We start from the raw sequence: 20325 nt of genomic DNA, 5'->3' as shown, positions 1-20325 counted from the left end.
CACGCGAGCCGCTGACCAGTAAGGTCAGCGGCTTTTTACGCGGCAGTGAGCGTTGCGTGCTGGTAGCCCGCTGCGCAGGTCTGATTGGCTGCAACAAGCAGATGCTCAAGTCCTACGAGATGTAGGAGTTCGTGCACGTGTTCCGAAGGCTCAACAATAGTGAGCCGATACCCGGAATCGTCACACGCGCGATACAGGGCAACGAGGGAAGCAATGCCGGCGGCATCGATCTGAGAGATGGCCGCGAGGTTAAGCTGCATAGATCCCGTTTGTGCCAGTGGCGTGAGTCGATTGACGAACTCCGGTTCGCAGCCGCGAATGAGTTTGCCGCTCACCGTTACAGCAGTGACGTCAACTGGAATCTCAGTGGAAGCGTTGAAGAATAGCGATAATGTCATACAAGTGCTCCAGATGGAAGTAACCTGGCGGATTGCTCGCGCCTTAAGGGTTCTTCCAATCTCAATCAATGGATACGCAGGAATGCCTACCGGTGGTTCCAACTTTGAGTCGACAGTGGGTATCACTGTTGTTAATACGCAGCCCGAGGCAAGATCTGGCGGCATCGAGGGGGTACCGGATCGGGAGCGGATTCGCGCACTTGCGCTGGAGGTGGGATTTACCGAGGCTGGGGTAGTCAGCCTGCCATATCCGGAAGCGGAACGGGATGCTGGACGATTTGCAGAGTTTATAGACGCGGGGCATGCGGGTTCCATGGCCTATCTGGCGCGCCAGAATGAGGCTGGGACATTGGTGCGCGGCCGGGTGGATGTGCCGTTTCCCTGGGTGCGCTCGGTGGTGGTTTGTGCTGCCGGATATAACGCGGATGCCCCATTGTCCGTGGCTTCTGCGCCCGAAGGAACCGGATGGATCGCACGTTATGCCTGGACGGGCCGGAAAGACGGCGCAGGCGATTTGCGGCCGAGCGATTACCACAAGGTGTTGTTGAAACGGTTGCGCAAGCTGGAAGAGGCGCTGCATGCGGAATACGGGGAGTTTGAAGCGAGAGCTTACGTTGACACGGGGCCCGTGGTCGAACGCTCGGTGGCGAAGGCAGCGGGGCTGGGATGGACGGGAAAGAATACATGCCTGATCCATCCGAAGCTGGGCTCGTGGAATTTTCTTGCAGTATTGGTGCTGTCGCTGGAAGTGCCGGAACGCGAGGCTCGCTTTGTCGTTCCGGACAGATGCGGCAGTTGCAGGCGTTGTATTGAAGCGTGCCCGACAGATGCGTTGTATGAGCCGTACCGGATGGATGCGCGCCGCTGTATTTCGTATCTCACGATTGAGCATCGCGGGGCGTTGCCGGAAGAATTGATGCCAGGGATGGGACGGCAGATCTTCGGATGCGATATCTGCCAGGATGTGTGTCCCTGGAACCGTAAAGCGCCGGTGGTGGTGGATGAAGGGATGACGGCGCGGCGTGAGCTGATCAATCCGTTTATCGAGAGACTCGCGGCGATGGATCTCAGGGCCTTCGAACAGATGTTTAACGGTTCGCCAGTGCGAAGAGCGGGATATGCAGGATTTCGACGTAACCTGGCGGTGGCTATGGGCAACAGCGGACGGAGAGAATTCATTCCCATCCTTGAACGCTGGATGCAGGAATGCGAGCGCGATGCGGGTGAGACCGAAACCGGGATAGGTGTTGATGCGCCGGGCATAGCGGAGACGCGTGTACACGAAGCGCGCGAGGGATTACAGTCTACTATCCGGTGGGCGCTTGATCGCCTCAAAACGCCACGCATCTCGGAAGAACAGGCGTAGCCTAAAGAGCCCGTCGCACGTTGGGTTTGGTCGGTCGTCTTGATCTGCGCACCCCGTTCGGACGCCGGGGTGCGGATAAAGAGTCTCCCGTTAACGGACAGGCAAGACGCAACTGAATTGACGGATCAGATCACAAGGGACGAGTCAGAAGCTACACAGGTCAGGAGGGACGGGTCACCTCGATAGCATTCAGACCTTTGGGGCCCTGCTGTAGTACGAACTCAACCGACTCACCTTCGTTCAGCGAGCGGTAGCCGTCGGACTGAATCGCTGAGAAGTGGACAAAGACGTCCTCGCCTGTGGATCGCTGAATAAAGCCATAGCCCTTAGCTCCGTTAAACCACTTCACAATACCCTTTTCCTTCACTGCTACTCTCCTTGTTGATTAAGAGAACCTATGATGGTTGCCGATAAAGGTGATTCCAAAGTAAGGCAATGTATGAGTAGTGCGATGGCCGCCTTTCGATTCTGCGGAAGCTGGCGGACTGTGTTGTGCCGATACCGGTAGCTCTATCAGGCTTCGAGAGCAGACACAAAGGATGTGCCGTCATGAAGACCGCGTCCGATATCCAGCTGTTGCGGTTATCTGAGTAAGTCGAACCAGGGTTTAACTGGAGCAGAAGACTGCCACCCGGAACAGTCTTGAACTGCTGACGATAATGCAGAGGTTGTCCCTTGGTTATGGCAGGATTCTGTCAAAAATGCAAGAAAAAATCGTATAGAGGTTGAACGATCCGGACGTTACCGGGGCTGGCGATTAATGAGAAATACGCACTCTGATAGCATCAGGTTGAGCACCATAGCGAATAAAACGTGCCACTACCCCCGCAAACATCTGAAGAGAAATCAACCGAAACAGTACCGGCCGTTGGCGGACCAGCAAGCGTCAGCGAGGTTATAGAGTCGTCTGTCTCCCCGCAGCCGGGTAGCAAGGAAGCGGCACAGACCACTGAGGAGCCTCCTCTCCCCATTTATGGTTTCCAGTGGCAGCGCGATGGCAAGTTGTTGTTGCGCTATCTGCTCGACAGCGAAGTGCACACGTTTGCCTTCAGTGTTGCTGCAAACGCGATTCTCTCATTTATTCCATTCATCGTTCTTCTCTATACGATTGCGCATAGTGTTTTTCATTCGCAGCCGATGGCGGACGTGATCGGCGAATTCATCAAGTACCTCTTTCCATCCAACCAGGATTGGATCGCAGCCCATCTTGCCGCAGTTGCGCCACAACGAGGCGCAAGCGTGATTTCGCTGCTGCTGATCTTGATTTCTTGTACAGGAATTTTTCTGCCGCTTGAGGTCGCGTTGAACCGTTCGTGGGGTGTAGCGAAAAGCCGCAACTACATCATGAACCAGCTGATCGCATTGGGGCTTGCGCTTTGGATGGTCACGCTGGGAATGTTGAGTATCACGCTCAACGCAGGTGAGAGAACGGTGATCAAAGTCCTCTTATTGGGGCATGCAGATAACTGGGCCGCTCGTCTTCTTTCAGAATCATGGCTTGCAATTTCGACATCGATTGCCGGCATTCTACTGTTCTTTTCGATCTATTGGATATTGCCGAACCGCAAGCTTCCGGCGCGCCCTGTATTGCGTGTTTCCATCGTAACGGGGATCCTTTGGATAGCTGCAAAGTATGGCTTCGTTGCAGTACTTCCTCACCTTAATTTACGCACGTACTATGGACCGTTTTACGTATCGGTCGGATTGCTGCTGTGGGGGTACGTGTCAGGTCTGCTTCTCTTTGCCGGCGCAAAATTCAGTGCGATGCGTCACGGTCTGCAAACTGCTTCGCGAACCAGCGGAAAATAACGGGAAAGACCACCCAAGATCGCAGGTGGATTAAATCCACCTGATCGTTGGAAGGTCATGTTACCTCGTTTGAGAAGGGTTTAACCTAGCTCCGCTGCCGCGATCGGTGTCATCCGGGGAATAACCGCTTCGAGCAATCCGCCAAGTTTCATCTCTGTTCTAAGAGGATCGCTGACTCTGCTGTCGCGACGGATCTCATAGCAGTTTCGGCGGCCATCTTTTACCACCGAGATGTATCCAGCGGTGCTCAAGTCGTCGATAATGCGTTGAACGGCGCGTTCGGTGATGCCGATTTTTTCGGCAATCTCCCGCATGCGGATTTTGGGGTCATTCGCAATAGTGATAAGAGCCAAGGCGTGATTCGTAAAGAAGCCAAAGCGATGATCTGCCTGAGGCTTTGAATAAGTTGCGTCTGTCATTCCTTCTTCCTTTGAAATCATCTCGTGTTTCTGTTCAGCAGACTGCGTTTTGCGCCGCACGTAGCGTTTTCGTGTCTTGAATTGTCATTGCCGGCTTTTCTTGTCTCATGGTCATGAACTGCGAATCAAAGCTCTGTAGCGCAGGATACCCAATTGATAACAAATGGTTTGATCGTTAAATGGTCTATCTAAAAAAACGTCAGTACGACTAGGAAGTGAGATGCTGTGCAAACTACGTCAGATCCAACAATTGCAGAGAATGCTCAAGTTTGGAACTGAGGGCCTAGAAAGCGAACGAGATCGCCGATGTTGAGGTGCGTTATCAGCGGATGTTGAATGGGATGCTCGAGATTGATCTCATAACGGTTGCGACGGCCATCTTTGGTAATGACGACATAACCGTTCGTGGTGAGATCGTCGATGATCCTCTGAACGGCTCGTTCCGTGATGCCTATATGAGACGCAATTTCGCGCATGCGAATATCGGGAATGCGAGCAATGAGGACAAGAACCAAAGCATGATTCGTCAGGAGCGTGAACCCATGCTCTTGTAGCTCGTCATAGGTGAAACTGTTGGACATATAACTGCTCTCCGCGACGGCAAGGTCCGATTTCTAATTCACGACTTTGTCTTCCTGAAACTGTGACGCTTGCACATCTCTGGGGATAAGAGCTTTAGCTCGGGGAAGTGAAGCAAATTGAAGGTTGTAGTTTACATTCCGGGGTTTCGATTTGCATCTGCGTAGATTGGCTAAATTAACTTCGTCTCGAAGCATGGCATATCTGAAAACAATCGATATTGGCGATTCTTGCAACTGATTGGGGTGAAGTAAATACATCTTTGAGAGTAGGGGTTCTGCCGCAATCATAGCAGTCACCACTGTTGAAGGTTCAACCTTTGTGATGTTCGATAAGGAAGTATTGGCCTCTGAGAATCATTTCTTTACTACAGCCGGAACGATTTCAGCGCGATCGCATTCGGCTGCCGCCCCGTGGGCAGCAGAGTGAATAGAGACTGCGAGCTTGTACGAATCACCGCAACGTCGCCGGATCGTGCGTCGACAGCGAAGAGAAGATTGCCCGTGGATGAAAACGCGAGTGCGTCGGGACCGTCGCCAACATGGATAGAAAAGCCTCCGGTGGCAGGTGCGATGCGTTTTCCATCGTCGATGGAATAGAGCGATATGTCTTGAGAACTGAAGTCGCTTTCAAACAAAAGCGCGTTATCGGGAGTAACGAGTCCGCGAACTGGATTGGAACCCATCAGGTAACTACCGCCGACATCGTCTGTACTCGTGACAATCTCGGAGATTGAGTTGGAGTCGAAGTTGGAGACGAAAAGTTCGCCTCCATCTGGCTTAAGGGCAAGGTGGACTGGCGACCGGCCCACGTCGAGCATCGCTTCGAGTTGGTCTGGCCGGGATGGGTGATTGCTGTCTGCAGCCTGCGCAAGAGCGATGGCCATGATCTGATGTCCGCTTGAACAGGCGACAAATGCCTTGCTTGAGTCCGGCAGAATCGCAACGTCTGTGGCGCCGGGGCAACCGGGGATGACTTTACGAAGCTGGGGCGGAGCAGACGCTGTTGTTTCGAGAATACTGATGCTGTTTCCGAGCCGGTTCGTTACGATCAGGGATCGATCGTCAGGCGTGACACGGACCAAACCGGGTGCTTCGCCGACACCGACAACCTCGATCTCGCGCCGGGAATCGAGATCGATCACCGAAACCGAATTCGATCCGGAATTTGCAACATACGCGAGATGGCCGTCGGGAGAGACATCGAGGAAGTACGGTTTGCGATGCACTGGGATGGTAGCGACAACAGCATTCTTTTCCGTGTCGATGACCGAGACAGACCCGTTCGATGACCCGTTGCCAGAGTTGACCACGTAAACTTCATTGCGCTTCGGGTTCGCGGTGATGCCGGTTGGATCTTGCCCGACCTGAATTTGACGATCGAGGCGGATATTTACCACATCGAAGACAGATACCGTATCGCTTCCGCCATTGGTTACATAGGCAAATTCGCGGTAGTTGGCGGGGTACTGTGGAAAGTCATGCGACCGGCAGCCAATGAGGAATAGTCCTGCCAGTGCAGCGGCGAAGACCATTTTGCCACTCTGTTTGTGGAGTGAGGAAGTGTATTCCCGCTCTGGATGCGGAGTTGGTGTTCTCACGTGGTTGCGGTCCCTGCATGGATTCCGCGTGGTACCTCACGGTGCAGTACCTTTGCGATCTGTTCGAGCTCATTCATCATGGTTTCGAACTGTTCCGGGTAGATGGATTGCGGTCCGTCGGAGAGAGCTTTTTCCGGTTCGTGATGTACCTCGACCATGATGCCGTCAGCACCAACAGCAACGGCCGCGCGTGCCAGCGGCACGACCTTGTTCCGTTTGCCGGTACCATGGCTCGGATCAACAAGAATGGGCAGATGGCTCAGACGCTGCACTGCCGGAACAATGCTGAGATCGAGAGTGTTGCGTGTGTGATCGGCGAAGGTGCGAATGCCGCGCTCACACAGGATGACCTGGTAATTGCCCTCGCTCATGACGTATTCGGCAGCCATCAGGAATTCGTCGAGCGTTGCGGACATGCCGCGTTTGACCAGCACGGGCTTGCGAGTCTTTCCCGCTTTTTTGAGCAGGGAAAAGTTCTGCATATTGCGCGCGCCTATCTGGATGACGTCGGCGTACTCGACGACCATCTCCAGCGTTTCGGCGTCGATGGCTTCGGTGATGATACGCATGCCTGTCCGTTCGCGGATTTCGGCCATGATCTGCAGACCCTCAAGACCGAGGCCCTGAAATGCGTAGGGTGAAGTGCGTGGCTTGAATGCGCCGCCACGAAAGAACTGTGCTCCGGCAGCCGCCACTTTGTCGGCGATGGCAAATGCCTGTTCGCGTGTTTCGATGGAGCATGGTCCGGCAACGATGGCAATGTGATGTCCGCCGCCAATAACGGCATCGGTGCCGGGGAAGCGAATGACGGTGTCGTCCTGTTTCACATCTCGGCTGGCTAACTTGTATGGCTTGGAAACGGCGATGACGTCAGCGACGCCAGGAAGAAATTCGAGATTGCCTCGATCCACCTCGCCCTGATTGCCGGTGATGCCGATGGCGGTGCGCTGTGCGCCGGGAAGCGGATGGGCTCTAAACCCGAGTTGTTCAATGTGTTCGCAAACCGCCTTGACTTGCTCCGGCGTGGCTTGCGCATTCATTACCACCAGCATTTGCCCATGCCCTCAAAAGTTGAGTGTACTGTCTCGGATGGGGTAGGGCAATGTCGGGGTGTCGCAGATTGTACTGCAACTGTGGTCAAGGGAACTGGTGAGGCAAGCAGCCATGCTGCCTGCGGCAGGATTACTCGGCGTTGTTTTCTGACGTGCCCGAAGAGAACGCTGCGACAATGGCTGGGCTGATCACCATGAGTACGAAGGTAAGGCCGATAAGAAGATCATGCATTGGGGGATTCTCCTGCTGGGCTTGGCTGATTGGTTGTTACCGCCTTGCCACAACACAAGAATCGCGCAGGTAACCGTATTTCGGAATACCACTTGTCACCTTTCGTGGACACTGTAGGAGCTATGCTCAGGTGGCACCTTAGTGGGGGCAAACCGATAGAGTTGCGGAAAAAGAATGGCCACGGCGGCAGAATGTAGCGCAGTGGCCATTTGTTGATTCGATTCTCAGTAATATCCCGGGCCCGGTGCAGGACCAGAGCCATGCTGGAAGGTTTGCTGATAACCTTCGCGGAAGCCATGCCTGTAGTCTTCAAACGCCGGAGGCGGTACCGGAGGGTTGCGGAATCTCGGATGGCGATTCACGTCCGGAGGCAAGCCATGGGAGATATCCCTGCGGGCAGCCTGCACGCCGTCATGGAATCCGTGGCGGGCGATCTCAGACCATGCCGGTGGTGGTGGGGGAGGGTAATACATGTGCTGCGGATGTGAACACGCAGTCAACGCTACAGGAAGCACCAGAGCTGCCAGCAGCAAAAGCTTTCTAGGCATCAGCTTTCTCCTTGGTTTGAGTTCTGTGAGCGCGGCCTCGGAGATTCTGCCGGCACTCCTTTGCAAAAGGAACCCAGATGAAAAGAGAAAGTCGTGAATGAGAGGAGAAAGGCGACGGGAAGTTAAGGAGGTAGCAGGCCGGGATTCGACACGGCCCGCTCTCAAACGGAGGGATTACTCTGCGTTGCTTTCCGATGTGCCCGAGGAGAACGCAGCGACAATGGCAGGGCTGATTACCATGAGGACGAAAGAAAGACCGATAAGAAAATCATGCATTGAGGTCACTCCTGAAGGGCGTTCACTGTTTCCGACTTGCCCTTGCTGATGAATCAAGAATGACCTTGTTTTGATGATTCTTAAATAGCACTTCCATCCTGTACGTAATCAGGACAGTGTTACGGAAACATCCCCCGAAAGGGGCAGATCATTTATGCAAAAACGCGTTACTGGAAAATTTCAGTAACCGGGAAGCGTCCGGATAAAGGAATCTACAGTACGTTGGGTGGGGTCGACGAAATGAACGTCATCGGGCTCGCGGCGTGGCGTATCAACGGACAAAATAACAAATGGGTGCTCTAGAATCTCCAGAAATCCATGGACGACATTTCGCCGGAAAAACTGTAGCTGACCTGGCCGGAGTTCCACCTCCAGCTCATCGCCAACAACAAATCTGGCGCGCCCCTTCACGACGAGAAGGTATTCATCGCAGCCCTTGTGATAGTGGCGTGGCACTGGGCGGTAAACGCGGAAGATGCGCGAGCTGGCAGCGGGCTCGTCGGTCAGGCGAATGTCGAGCAACATCGTCTGAGAGGTTTCCGGCAGCGATGCGGCCAGTTGCTCCAGATCGAACTGATGTTGAGCATTGGGCTGATGTTGCGGGGGAATATCCGGCATAAGCCTCCAGAAGGCACCATTGATCATCTGAATCATCGCATCGCTGGTTTTGGGATGTCGATGGACGATTGTCTGGAGGTGGAGATGCGCAGGCTGGGACAGAGGGGAATAAGGAGTGGCCGTAGCTCTAATCTATGGTAACTGGCAAAGAATCAGCGTTCTTCCTATAGCTGTTCGCGCGATCTTTCCAGCGGAAGGGCCAAGCTTAGTCGAACTTGGTTTCAGAGCTGCCCGACTTGGCGGCAACAACGGCGGGAGCGATAACCATTCCGATAAAGGCGAGGGCGATCAGTACATCGTGCATGGGGTGCATCTCCTCTGTGGCGTTCCGCAGAACCTCTCCACATACCGATCATCGGTCTGATTAGAAAATTCTTAAATCCCACGAAGACGGCTGAGTAATCTTCACCGGTGTTACCCGAGTACCCACTTAGGTGTTATGCGGTTCGGTGTGGTAATGGGTGCCCGCTTCCGCGCTAAAGTTTTGTCTTTTGCCGTTGCCATTTCGCGGCGATCCACGCGAGGTAGCCCAGATGGATGGCCCAGGTGCAGCAGTAGGCGGCGACAAGGAAATTATGATTCATGATTGTTCTCCGTATTTTGCTTCATTGATTACATAAACTGCTTGAATAGTGCAATCGTATATAACGGCTTTCAAAAGAGATAAGGTACCAATTTCCTAAACATCTCCATCAAAAATTGTTCAGGGCCGCTTCAGCCTCGGATTGATCCAGGATCTGTTGACGCCGTTGTACGTACACCCGGAAGCATAGGACGGCTATACCCCATGCCGCCCAGGCGAGCACATTCCAGCCGAATGCGGCGAGCATGTGCGGGTCTTTAATGCCCGAATCTTCTCCGCCAAAAAAGACCGGCGAAGGATGCTGGGTGCGCCAGATTCGATTGGCGAGGTAGTTGATGGGCATATCGACCGCGCCGAAGACGGCAAGAACGGCTGCGATGGCTTGCATGCCGCCGCCGGCGGCGAATCTGCGGATCAGGAGATAGCTGACATAGATAAGCCAGAGGACAAGGGTTGAGGTCAGGCGCGCATCCCAGGTCCACCAGATGCCCCAGACCGGACGTCCCCAGATGGGGCCAGTCACCAGCACAACGGAGCAGAATACGACGCCCACTTCCGCTCCGGAAAGCGCCCAGGCGTCAGCTTTGAGAGCCATGGTTGGCCGATTGCGATGCCAGATGAGAACGAAAAACGAAGCAACGAAATTGATGGTGAAGAAGAGATAGCAGAGGATCGCGTTAGGAACGTGGTAGTAAAAGATTCGTTGAATATCGCCCATGGTGGACTCTGTGGGCGCCACATACATCGCTTGATAGAAACCCCACGCCATGAGAGCCATGACTCCGGCAACGCTAAGGAAAATGGCAAATTTTTTCATCCAGGATTCGACCTTCTCTCCTTAGTGTAGTGCGCTGGGTTTTGGAGGGTGCGTGACGGACGGCTCTTGATTTGGTGCGTTTTACTCTGCCTGCAGCACCACATCGAAAAGCAGCAGGCAGATAGTGGTGAAGATGATGTCGTAGCCGCCCAGCATCTTGATCCATAAAAAGCTGGGATCGCTTCCGTCGCCGGTGAGGATCGTCTTGACGGACAAGACCATTGCGAGGAGCGCGGGCAGGAAGATGGGGAAGAGGATCAGCGGCAACAGCAGTTCACGATTACGGCTGCGGATGGACAGTGCGGCAAAAAATGTTCCGTTGACCACGAGCGCCCACGTTCCCAATGGCACGACCAGCAGCAGCAGGCTTGCATCGCCCAAGGGGCGAAGATTGTAGAAGATAAAGAAGACTGGGCCGAGGACTGCCTGAACGATGGTGACGTAGAAAAAGTTTGCCAGCACTTTGGCGAAGAACATGGCAGCTCCGCCGCCGGGCGTCATCCTCAGGGCGTCGAGCACCTGGTGGCGCAGCTCGCGGGCCCACGCCTGGTTCAAGGCTGAGACGCTGGCGAAAAGCGTAGCGACACAAAGCACGCCGGAGGCGATCTCGCGCGATGTATCGGCGCTTGGATCAAAGGCCAGGCTGAAGAGCACGACAACCAGCAGCGCAAAGAAAAGCATGGCATTAATGGCGTCGCGGGAACGCCACTCGATGCGCAGGTCTTTGCGCAGATGGGTCAGGACCAGGCTGGTCCATGCAGGCGCGGAAGACTGAGATGCCATATTGGAAGGTTCGGTCGTCATCCAGCGTTGGCCTTGCTCCGCTCTTCGGGGCGGATGTCTTTGGCCAGGTCGGCAATGGTGGCCTCGGCAGCGCGGAGATAGTCCGCTGGAGACAAGAGCAACTGTGAGCCGCGCTGACCGGCCGAGACCGAGATGATGTCGAAGAGTTCGATGGTTTCATCGGCAAAAACGGGGAAGGCTTTCTTTGCGCCAAAGACAGTGACACCGCCACGGATATATCCCGTGAGCGGTTGTACGTCTTTGAGCGAAACCATCTCCGCTTTGCGGACACCAGCGGCACGAGCCAGTTTTTTGAAGTCGAGCTCAGCATCGCCAGGAACTACGGCGAAGAAGTGATTGCCTGATCCGTCGGTGGTGAGGAGTGTCTTGAAAACCTGTTCGGCCGGCATGCCGATCTTGCGGGCCACCGTGGTAGCGGCCAGATCTTCGAGGTCTACCTCGTATTCCCGGATGGAGTAGGAGATTCCGAGCGAGTCGAGAAAGCGCGCGCCATTGGTTTTGTGTGTCGCAGAGCTCATAGCGACGGCCTCCCGGCATCGAGCGAATGCAGGCGCCCGGCTTTGAGCGTGATGATGAAGTCGGCGATGGGCGCTGCCAGTTCGCGCTGGTGGGTTGTGATGACGATGGTGCGGCTGTCGGAGCGGAAGGTCGCCAGCAGGCGCACCATCTGATCGACACTTTCTACATCCATATTGGAGAACGGCTCATCGAGCAACAGCAGTTCGGGCTGACTGATGAGCACGCGGGCCAGCGAGGTGCGCTGCCGCATGCCTTGCGAGTATTGGCCGACGGTTCGAGTGAGCGCCGGATCAAGGCCAACTTGGCGGAGCGCATCGTCAGGATTGAGGCAGCCTGAGCGTTCTGGGCGGGTATACAGGTCGCGGTAGTATTGCAGGTTTTCCCGCCCGGTAAGCTCGTCGTACAGCATCGGCGCGTGGCTCATGTAGCCAATGCGATGACGTGCCTGGCGTGGTTCGCTGTCTTCAAAGACCGTAACCTCGCCAACCGATGGGCGGAGAAGTCCAGCGAGAATACGCAGCAATGTCGATTTTCCGGCTCCGTTTTCCCCGAGCAGAACATAGCATTTGCCGCGTGCGAGATCAACGCTTACCTGACGCAAAGCGGCAAAGCTGCCGAAAAGCCGCGAAACCGAGTCAAGGTGTGCGATCAATGGCGTCAGGTTATTCGGAGATTGCTCTGGCTTATTTATGCCAGTTTCCGTTACAGGGAGCACATAACGATTGTAGTGGGTGTTGTGAGCCTGATTGCGTCGTTGATTCCAGACGGAATAATTGCGACTTGATCGATTAGCATGCAGATACGGAGAAATAGGATGCGAAAGAACTGGTCTTTTCCGGTAGTGCTGTTTGTGGTGATGGCAGTGGCGACCGTAGTACCGCAAGGTTTGACCGCACAATCTGTATCGCCCGCAGAAGCTGCTCATCCGCTGACGTCGATGCCGTATTCACCGTCGCTGGATCTGACGAGCATGGATCGCAGCGTCGATCCGTGCCAGGACTTCTACAAGTTTGTTTGTGGAGGTTGGCAGAAGAACAATCCGATTCCCTCGGACGAGGCCAGTTGGAGCGTCTATGGCAAGCTGGCCAACGAAAATCAGGAATTCCTTTGGGGCATCCTGCAGAACGATTCGCTGGCGACGAACCGGACCCCGGTACAACAGAAGATCGGCGACTACTTTGGCGCGTGCATGGATACGGCCGCTATCGATCAGCGAGGCAGCGAGCCTTTGCAGGCAATGTTGCGGCAGGTCGATGCGCTCAATTCGCGCGAGGCGCTGCTGCAGGCAATTGCCTCGATCCACCACGAGTTTTCTGGCGGGACATTTTTCAACGCGGGCACAGGGCAGGACGCCATGGACGCCAGCCTGGTGATCGTCGAGCTAGGTGCTGGTGGCCTGGGACTGCCCGATCGCGACTACTACGTCAAGACCGATGCCAAGAGCCAGACGCTATTGAAGCAGTACCAGGACTATGTTGCGCAGATTCTGACGATGGCCGGCGAACCGCAGGAGCAGGCGAAGACTGATGCTGCATCGATTGTCCGGATCGAAACCGCGCTGGCGAAGGCGCAGTTGACCCGCGTGGAGCGGCGCGACCCGCACAAGATCTATCACAAGATGACGGTTTCTGAGCTCCAAACGCTGGCTCCTGCGATTCATTGGGAAGCGTATTTCGCCGAACAGGGAGCGCCGGGACTGAAGACGTTGAACGTGTCGCAGCCGGAGTTCATCAAAGAAGTCAATGCGGAACTTACCGCGGAGTCCCTGGCCGATCTGAAAGCATATCTGCGCTTTCATCTTGCCAGCGCTGCTGCTCCGTATCTGGCGACGCCATTCCGCGATGCGCAGTTTGATTTTTATTCGAAGACGCTTCGCGGTATTCCGGTTGAGCCGCCGCGATGGAAACAGTGCACGAGGCAGGTGGATCGCTTCATGGGCGAAGCGCTGGGGCAGGAGTTTGTGCGCCTCACCTTTTCTGCCGACATGAAAGCCAAGACCCGGCTCATGACCGAGCAGATTGAGACTGCTATGAAGCAGGAGATCGAAGGGCTCGACTGGATGAGTCCAGAGACGAAGCAGGAAGCACTACGCAAGCTGCACGCGATCCGCAATAAAATCGGCTATCCCGACCGTTGGCGAGACTACTCGGCATTGACGGTCAAAAGCGACGACTACTTTGGCGACACACTGCGGGCGATGCAGTTTGAAACAGCGCGGCGCTGGAACAAGCTGGGTAAGCCGGTGGATCTGAATGAGTGGGGCATGTCTCCGCCCACAGTGAACGCTTACTTTAATCCGCAGATGAACGACATCAACTTTCCAGCGGGCGTGCTACAGCCGCCGCTTTACGATCCGAAGATGGATGATGCCCCCAACTACGGCAACACCGGAGCGACGATTGGCCATGAGCTGACGCACGCCTTCGATGATGAGGGACGTCAATTCGATGCGAAGGGCAATCTCAAGGATTGGTGGACTCCAGCCGATGCCAAGGGGTTTGAGGACCGCATCAACTGCGTTCGCGATCAGTATGCGCAGTATGTGATCGTGGATGACATTCACATCAATTCCAAGCTCACAAGCGGCGAAGATGTCGCTGATCTTGGCGGTACACTACTGGCCTACATTGCGTGGAAGATGCAAACCGCAACGGAAACATTGACGCCACGCGATGGATTCACGCCGGATCAGCGATTCTTTATCGGTATGGGGCAGTGGGCTTGCGAGAACGTGAGGCCGGAAGATCTTCGCGTGAATGCATTGACCGATCCGCACTCGCCTGGCTTTGCGCGTATCAATGGGGTGGTCAGTAACATGCCGCAGTTTCAGAAGGCATTCGGGTGCAAGGCTGGCCAGCCGATGGTGCATGAGCATGAGTGCAAGGTCTGGTGAGAGCAAAGCAAGCAAAAGGCCCCGAAGTGTTGCCTTCGGGGCCTTTTGCTATTTCGTGAAGAACTATGCGGTCTTATTGGCTGCAGGTTTCGCTGGTTGCACGCCGTTAGGCTGCGCGGGCGCGTATTTGGAAGCGCACTTAGCCTGAAGCTGCGTGGCATGGAAGACACCGTCTTTACCGAAGGTGCCAATGGCCAGGGCCTGCGCATCGCCTTTGAAGGTGTCCGGCGGGGGCTCGGAGCCCTGGTAATTCACAACCACAAAATGCGGATTTGGCGTTGCCTTGGGATTGTGGCTCTCAAATTCAGTCAGCACAAAGGTGACGTGGGTCCCGCTTTGCTGAATGGTGTCAGGCTTTACGAATCCTTCGACGCGCAGGTGGGTCTTGTAAGCCTTGTCGCCCATGTTGTGCATCTCGGCAACCGTAACGTAATAGCTTTGATTGGCCGCGGCGCCGGAATAGGCAAGGTAGCCGATAGTTCCAAGAATGATGACAGCGGCGATCGCGATGCGAATTTGCTGCGCAGAGAATTTCATTAAAAGATACCGCCTGCGACTGACCCACAAAAATCTTTCTCTTGAGTGGATCGTCACTTACTACTTTACGAGGCGGAAGGAATGAGGGTCAAACTTTGGGGGAGGGCTGGAGAAAAGGCCGGCTGCACGCATCGGGCTTGATCTTCTGCGTGCAGCCTGGGGGAGGGAATCGAAAACTTGGTTAACCGATAAAGGTTGAGGAAGAGTCCGGGGGAGGGAAACTTCGGTGTTAAACGTTCTCGTCCTGCCAGTGAATACCGAAGCTGGGAGAACAAACTTACAGGTTGCGCGGTTGTGGTCGAACGTGACAGAAGCGGGGGAGGCAACTGTCACAACTGGTAACAACGCATTCGAAACCGATACTACAGCCCGTCCGCAGAGCCTCGGAACTCTCCCAAGATCTGCACCTTGGTAACTGATCGATGGGTACTGTTGGGACGTCTTTAGTAATGTTACTGTGCCTGATTTTTTGGCTGGAGTCCAGAGAAAAGTTGGCGATTTACAGATTTTTTATGTCTGCGCCCATGGTGCTCAATTTTTAGTGCAAATGTTTCCCATTTTCGAACGGCTGAACGCTTCAGAGCCTTATCAGCGAGCCTGTTCCAGCATTCCAGCGGCGCGATTCAAGGCCTGGGTGAGCAGAGCGAGCTGCTGGGCCGCGAGGTCGGTGTTCCTGGCGTCGAGCGCTTCATTTACACCCGGAATCACTGCCGCAGCGTATCCGCTGTATTCCCCAGGTGCATAGATCAAATGTTTATACCAGGGACGGTTGGGTAGCCCGGCTTGCGAGAGAAACTGGTTTTCGGTCTGACGAAGAATCGTATTGAAGCGCATCAGCTCGGCCTGCGATTTTCCTTGCAGGTTTGTCTGAAGCATCCGGGCGGCCTCTGCTGCCCTCATGAATCGCGCTCCTGCGGATTGCGCCGCTGAGAAATCGATTGATCGGGCGGCTGCTTTATGGCGCGCCGCATCGAGTGAGGCGTTGATGGCTCTTGCATAGGCCACATAATCGTATGGCAGGACATCCGCATCGGCCATGTGCAGGGCTTCGAGCCCAAGTACACGGGCGATCTCCTGCAAGTATTCGAAGGTGGGATCGGCATTTTGAATAAACCAGGTGTAATCGTCGAAGACGGAGTGATAGACACCGTAGCTGCCGCGTGAACCGATGTCGGTGGAAGGAACGCCGGCATGCTGGAAAAACGGCGTATAGTCCGATCCGCTGCCCAGGTCGCCAACCGGAGCTTCCCCTAAATTGTCGATTCCGCTTTTTGATCCACGCAGGGAGTTGCTCTCGCGATTCTCGCTGCCTGAATCCAGCTTCCAGTGCATGTACACGCTGCCGCCCTGAGGGCTAGGCACCTGTTGCGCGACCTCGCGAAGAAACTGCTTGAGAGAAGGAACAGCTTCGGCCCCAAATTCAGATCCGGTGACAGCAACATCGGTGTTGAAGTAGGCGACGGCGTGATCCAGAGCATGGCCATGTTGCTCCACCCACTCGGTAGAGCCAATCAGGCCCTCCTCTTCTGCATCCCAACTGGCGAAGAGGATGGTTCGTTTCGGGCGCCATCCTTGCTTCAGCAAAGAACCGATGCCATGAACCGCTTCCAGCATCGCCGCCGTTCCGCTGCATGGATCGGCCGCTCCATACACCCATGCGTCGCGGTGATTGCCGACGATCACCCAGTCCTGAGGGAATTGCGAACCTCGGACTTTGCCAATCACATCCCAGATAATTCGCAGCTCGTAATCCTGGTCGGAAACAAGATGAACAGTGACGCCGGTGAACGCGCCTGAACCGCCTGTGTGATAGCTGAACGGCAGCGCGCCCTGCCATCCCTTGGGAACAGTGGGTCCTTTAAGCGCGCGAAGAATGGGCGCGGCGTCGTGGGAACTGATCGGTATGGCGATGATGCTGGGTTGATTGCCGGTCTTGAGCGGATCGAGGCGAGCCGAGTCGGGCAGGTCAAGGGTCGAGGCAACTCCGGGCGTCTCCGGATCGCCAGGGTATTTGAACAGATATTGGACAGAGCCTCTCTGTACGCCTGTATCCGGCCGCCACGGTCCATTGGGATATGGATCGCCCTGAAAATATCCGTCATCCTGGGGGTCGGAGTAGATGAGAACACCGATAGCGCCACGTTGCTCCGCAAGATAGACCTTGACGCCACGGAAGTTTGCGCCGTATCGCACCAGCACGACCTTGCCGTGCAGGTCTACTCCGTCGCGCGCGAGTTTGTCGAAGTCTTCAAGCCGGCCATAGTTGGCATACACGACTTCGCCGGTCACATCGCCCGATCCCGAGGAACCAGCAAAGGGCATCACTATGCGTGAATCATCCTGAAACGCATCGTCGGATACGTGTTCCCATGAGGGACCGATCACCAGCAGCCCGCCGTCGTCCGAGTGCGCCTCAATGCTGACTTTGCGCGGCTGGTTCATCAGCACTTTGTATGGAACAATTTCGGTTTCAAGCCCCGCTGCACGGAATTTCCGTGCGACGTAAAGCGCAGTCTCATGATCCTCCGGAGTGCTTGCGAGATGCGGTTGAGCCGTGAGGAACTTAAGCTCCTGTCCCGCCAGACTCGCGTCCGGAACGGGAAGGAATTCCGCATCGATTTTGGCTTGTGCTGTGAAGTCGTTGTAGCCGAATACGGAGGGCGGAGTCTGGCCCGATGTGAGCGCGGCGTTGCTTAGAGCAAAAGCGATAGCCCAAAACCACGTCTGGAGCGCCATGAAACGGAAGGGCCTGAACGCGAACATGAATCTGAATCCTTGATTTGGAAAGACCTAGATCGACGTAAAAGCCAGATTACACCAGCGATTTACCGTCGGGACCTGTTCTCGCATCTATTAAATGTAAGCAGGCGTGAGGTTTCCTCCACGATCGAGGGTATTGACTCCTCCAATGTGGGATTGTTAGGTTCTCCCGGTCGGCTTATTCCTAACGAGTGCACGCAGGGGGTCATATATTTATGGGAATTCTCGCGGATTGGATGGCTGCTCGTCATGGTCACGTATCTATCATTGAGCGTTATACAGAAGATACCCAAAGGGCTTTGACGTTCGCTAAGCAGGAGGCATTACGACGCGGGCAATCGCAGGTGACGCCAGCCGATCTGCTGGCCGGCCTGATGGAAGAAGAAGAACATCGCGCCGCCCGCATTGCCAGGCTTAAACAGAATGCCAGCTATCTACGTTGGCTCATTGAGCTGCCGCAACTTCCTATGCGCACGCACGAGGCCTCTACCGATGTAAACTCCGCAGTTTTTGATGCGGAGTCCCGGCAGGCATTGGCGTATATGGTGCTTGAGGCCGATCGAGATCGTGAGTATTGGATCGATACCGATCACCTGCTACGAGGGTTGCTCTGTTTTCCCAACCGGGCCGACTTTGCGGTTTTGAAGACAGAGGTGGATCTGCAAAGTCTGCGGCATGATTCACGCATCGACCGTGATCGGTTTCCCGCCGGTCATGCGCCTAAAGGAAAGATTACAGAATACCTGGTGAGAAAGTATGTGGAGTGGCTTGCACCGCCGGCAATTGGACTTGCCTGCTATCTCTATATCCTCATCGAAGGGCTAGGATCGGCCCTTCTGCCACAAGTTCACTAGGGCTAAGCAGAGTCATCAATCAACGCGGCGCGGGAATCTGGATATCTTTAAGATAGTTCACGCTCAGCGTACCTTTTGCCTGCGCTGTAGGCAGCAATGTCGGATAGAACTGAACGAAAGTTGTGTCTACCGCACCATGCTGCGCATGGCACGAATAGCAGGGCGCTCCGGATGGGATCAGCGTGGCCTTGGTTTCATTCGCTACATCGAAGAAAGCCCATTTTCCAGGAAATCGTGCTTCGTCCTTGACATGAAGTTCCAGCCCGATGACCGCACCGCTTTGAAAATGCCCGGATTGATTGATCGATCCTTTGCTCGATGCTCGACGTGATTCCAGCACAAGAACCGTCTTATCCGGCCAGGTGCCTGTTTGTGAGAATGCCCGATAGGCTTCTGGGTTCACAAAAACGTTATCGAAAGTCGAACCTTCATCGTTGGCGGATGCCTTAGGCGTGTAGCTCATATCGATACCGCTGGTGAGGTAGATCCATTCGCGGTACTGCAGCGGCGGAATAAGGTCTCCGTCTTTGGCATAGGAAAGCTTGTATCTCGCTGGGGTGTCGGAGTTGGATTTAGCGTCAACGTCTTTCGGCGTGGGAGCAAAAGCTATGCTCAGCACGATCGAAGCAAATGTTCCCAGGCAAACCAGTCGAACAGACTTTCGAGACACCAATAGATTCTCCCGTGTCCTGTGACACCGCCGCTGTCGCTCGGTCGTGAAACAGCGGCGGAGACTTGATCGTAAATGGAAATTCGCGGATCAGGCTACGAGTTGCGCGCAGTGCGAGCAGCGCTTGGCTTCCAGGGGAATTTCGCTCAGACACTCCGGGCATTTTTTCGTAGTGACCGGCCCCGGTGCTTCTTGCGGATGGAGTCTCTTCATCATGTATTGCATCGGCAGCACGATGGCGAAATAGATCGCTGAAGCCACCAGCAGGAAGTTGATCAAAGCGTTCAGAAGTTTGCCGATGTGAACTACACCAGGCGCAATGTAGCCGGCAGGAAGGGGATTGGGAGGTGGAGGCACTGAGTGAAGGACAGGTACGTGGATTACGAGCGAAGAAAAGTCCGGTGTGCCGATGAGAGCTGAGATCAGCGGAGTAATTACATCCGCGGTTACTGAGCTCGTGATAGCGCCAAACGCCGCGCCGATGATGACGGCGACAGCCAGATCAACGACGTTTCCACGGAGAATAAAATCCCGAAATCCTTTGAGCATATTCTCTTTCTCCTCAAAATTCTGTGAGCCGAATCTGCTGATCGCAGGACTCGAGTCCTGTCGCGCTCATCGTACAGGTTCAAGCTTCTCAAGGGAAGCCTGAACTGGATTACTGCTGAAGCAGACCGGAAAATGAGAGGACCAGAAGAAAAGCGATAGTGAGCATCACCATCAGATCGACATAGATGAGTAAGAGGACTCCGCCGTGATAAAAGCTCCAGCGTTTCTGGAGACAGCGGGCGTGATCCCATGTGGCAAGACAGGTCAGCAGCAACGGCAGAATAAGCCACATGCTGGGTCTTATATCGGGATAGCCGCTAAGCCACAGACTGGCCCAAAGCGAGCCCAATGTGATGACAGTGCCTCGCACAAGAGATTTGCGGCTCAGATGAAAGATGGCAAAACGACGCAGCACAGAACTTTACTCTACGGTAAAGCAGGT

General features: G+C 54.9%; 21 protein-coding genes. 4 read left to right on the top strand and 17 right to left on the bottom strand.

Translation table 11 applies throughout. The annotated features are described in order from the left end of the window. Positions 1–35: 35 nt before the first annotated feature. Entirely contained in the window at positions 36–398 is a 363-nt protein-coding gene (locus OHL22_RS21190) for an STAS domain-containing protein (protein WP_263341692.1), read from the bottom strand. A gap of 82 nt (positions 399–480) precedes the next feature. Here OHL22_RS21190 and queG point away from each other — a divergent pair, with 82 nt between their 5' ends. After that, complete coding sequence (gene queG, locus OHL22_RS21185; RefSeq protein ID WP_263341690.1) at positions 481–1764, top strand: tRNA epoxyqueuosine(34) reductase QueG; 1284 nt, start codon at positions 481–483, stop codon at positions 1762–1764. 160 nt (positions 1765–1924) lie between these two features. Here the strand turns inward: queG and OHL22_RS21180 are convergent, their stop codons facing one another. Beyond that, the gene (locus OHL22_RS21180) at positions 1925–2131 is read right to left on the bottom strand and encodes a cold-shock protein (RefSeq protein ID WP_263341689.1); all 207 of its coding nucleotides are present in this window, start codon (positions 2129–2131) and stop codon (positions 1925–1927) included. Positions 2132–2577: 446 nt separating this feature from the next. Here OHL22_RS21180 and OHL22_RS21175 point away from each other — a divergent pair, with 446 nt between their 5' ends. Next, the gene (locus tag OHL22_RS21175) at positions 2578–3573 is read left to right on the top strand and encodes a YihY/virulence factor BrkB family protein (RefSeq protein WP_263341687.1); all 996 of its coding nucleotides are present in this window, start codon (positions 2578–2580) and stop codon (positions 3571–3573) included. Between the two features lie 80 nt (positions 3574–3653). Here the strand turns inward: OHL22_RS21175 and OHL22_RS21170 are convergent, their stop codons facing one another. The 10 genes from OHL22_RS21170 to ccmA form a co-directional block, all read right to left on the bottom strand. Beyond that, on the bottom strand, positions 3654–3992 hold the full coding sequence (locus OHL22_RS21170; RefSeq protein ID WP_263341686.1) for a helix-turn-helix transcriptional regulator: 339 nt from the start codon (positions 3990–3992) through the stop codon (positions 3654–3656). Positions 3993–4255: 263 nt separating this feature from the next. After that, positions 4256–4573, bottom strand: a complete 318-nt coding sequence (locus OHL22_RS21165) for a helix-turn-helix transcriptional regulator (protein WP_263341685.1) — start codon at positions 4571–4573, stop codon at positions 4256–4258. Between the two features lie 365 nt (positions 4574–4938). Beyond that, on the bottom strand, positions 4939–6105 hold the full coding sequence (locus tag OHL22_RS21160) for a YncE family protein (RefSeq protein ID WP_263341683.1): 1167 nt from the start codon (positions 6103–6105) through the stop codon (positions 4939–4941). A gap of 62 nt (positions 6106–6167) precedes the next feature. Beyond that, complete coding sequence (gene aroF, locus OHL22_RS21155; protein WP_263341682.1) at positions 6168–7223, bottom strand: 3-deoxy-7-phosphoheptulonate synthase; 1056 nt, start codon at positions 7221–7223, stop codon at positions 6168–6170. Positions 7224–7679: 456 nt separating this feature from the next. Further along, positions 7680–8003: a hypothetical protein gene (locus OHL22_RS21150; protein ID WP_263341680.1), complete on the bottom strand. Its 324-nt coding sequence runs from the start codon at positions 8001–8003 to the stop codon at positions 7680–7682. Between the two features lie 456 nt (positions 8004–8459). Further along, positions 8460–8897 (bottom strand): cupin domain-containing protein, encoded by a 438-nt coding sequence (locus tag OHL22_RS21145; protein WP_263341678.1) that lies wholly within the window; start codon positions 8895–8897, stop codon positions 8460–8462. Between the two features lie 692 nt (positions 8898–9589). Further along, positions 9590–10297: a cytochrome c biogenesis protein gene (locus OHL22_RS21140; protein WP_263341677.1), complete on the bottom strand. Its 708-nt coding sequence runs from the start codon at positions 10295–10297 to the stop codon at positions 9590–9592. A gap of 81 nt (positions 10298–10378) precedes the next feature. Further along, on the bottom strand, positions 10379–11101 hold the full coding sequence (locus tag OHL22_RS21135) for a heme exporter protein CcmB (protein ID WP_263341676.1): 723 nt from the start codon (positions 11099–11101) through the stop codon (positions 10379–10381). After that, a complete protein-coding gene (gene ybaK / locus OHL22_RS21130) occupies positions 11098–11619 on the bottom strand; it encodes a Cys-tRNA(Pro) deacylase (protein ID WP_263341674.1) in 522 nt (173 codons plus the stop codon). The genes OHL22_RS21135 and ybaK overlap by 4 nt, the downstream gene beginning before the upstream one ends. After that, positions 11616–12272 carry a heme ABC exporter ATP-binding protein CcmA gene (gene ccmA, locus OHL22_RS21125; protein ID WP_263341671.1) on the bottom strand — a complete coding sequence of 219 codons (657 nt, stop codon included), beginning with the start codon at positions 12270–12272 and terminating at the stop codon, positions 11616–11618. The genes ybaK and ccmA overlap by 4 nt, the downstream gene beginning before the upstream one ends. A gap of 162 nt (positions 12273–12434) precedes the next feature. Here ccmA and OHL22_RS21120 point away from each other — a divergent pair, with 162 nt between their 5' ends. Then, positions 12435–14513, top strand: a complete 2079-nt coding sequence (locus OHL22_RS21120; RefSeq protein ID WP_263341670.1) for a M13 family metallopeptidase — start codon at positions 12435–12437, stop codon at positions 14511–14513. Positions 14514–14576: 63 nt separating this feature from the next. On the opposite strand, the gene OHL22_RS21115 is transcribed toward OHL22_RS21120, so the two are convergent. Together OHL22_RS21115 and OHL22_RS21110 are read right to left on the bottom strand one after the other, a co-directional pair. Then, a complete protein-coding gene (locus OHL22_RS21115; RefSeq protein ID WP_263341668.1) occupies positions 14577–15050 on the bottom strand; it encodes a cytochrome c maturation protein CcmE in 474 nt (157 codons plus the stop codon). A 588-nt stretch (positions 15051–15638) separates the two neighbouring features. Further along, positions 15639–17813 (bottom strand): M28 family metallopeptidase, encoded by a 2175-nt coding sequence (locus OHL22_RS21110; protein WP_263341666.1) that lies wholly within the window; start codon positions 17811–17813, stop codon positions 15639–15641. A gap of 296 nt (positions 17814–18109) precedes the next feature. Between OHL22_RS21110 and OHL22_RS21105 the strand changes: the two genes are divergently transcribed. After that, entirely contained in the window at positions 18110–18664 is a 555-nt protein-coding gene (locus OHL22_RS21105; RefSeq protein WP_263341665.1) for a Clp protease N-terminal domain-containing protein, read from the top strand. A 19-nt stretch (positions 18665–18683) separates the two neighbouring features. Here OHL22_RS21105 and OHL22_RS21100 read toward each other — a convergent pair whose 3' ends face one another. From OHL22_RS21100 to OHL22_RS21090, 3 genes are all read right to left on the bottom strand, one after another. Next, on the bottom strand, positions 18684–19334 hold the full coding sequence (locus OHL22_RS21100; RefSeq protein ID WP_263341664.1) for a cytochrome P460 family protein: 651 nt from the start codon (positions 19332–19334) through the stop codon (positions 18684–18686). Between the two features lie 90 nt (positions 19335–19424). Next, entirely contained in the window at positions 19425–19883 is a 459-nt protein-coding gene (gene mscL, locus OHL22_RS21095; RefSeq protein WP_263341663.1) for a large conductance mechanosensitive channel protein MscL, read from the bottom strand. A 109-nt stretch (positions 19884–19992) separates the two neighbouring features. Beyond that, positions 19993–20298, bottom strand: coding sequence for a permease (locus OHL22_RS21090; RefSeq protein WP_263341662.1), 306 nt, complete (start codon positions 20296–20298; stop codon positions 19993–19995). Positions 20299–20325 lie beyond the last annotated feature (27 nt).

This window comes from Acidicapsa dinghuensis (genome assembly GCF_025685685.1).
GTDB lineage: Bacteria > Acidobacteriota > Terriglobia > Terriglobales > Acidobacteriaceae > Acidicapsa > Acidicapsa dinghuensis.
This window is presented reverse-complemented; position numbering and strand designations above follow the sequence as displayed.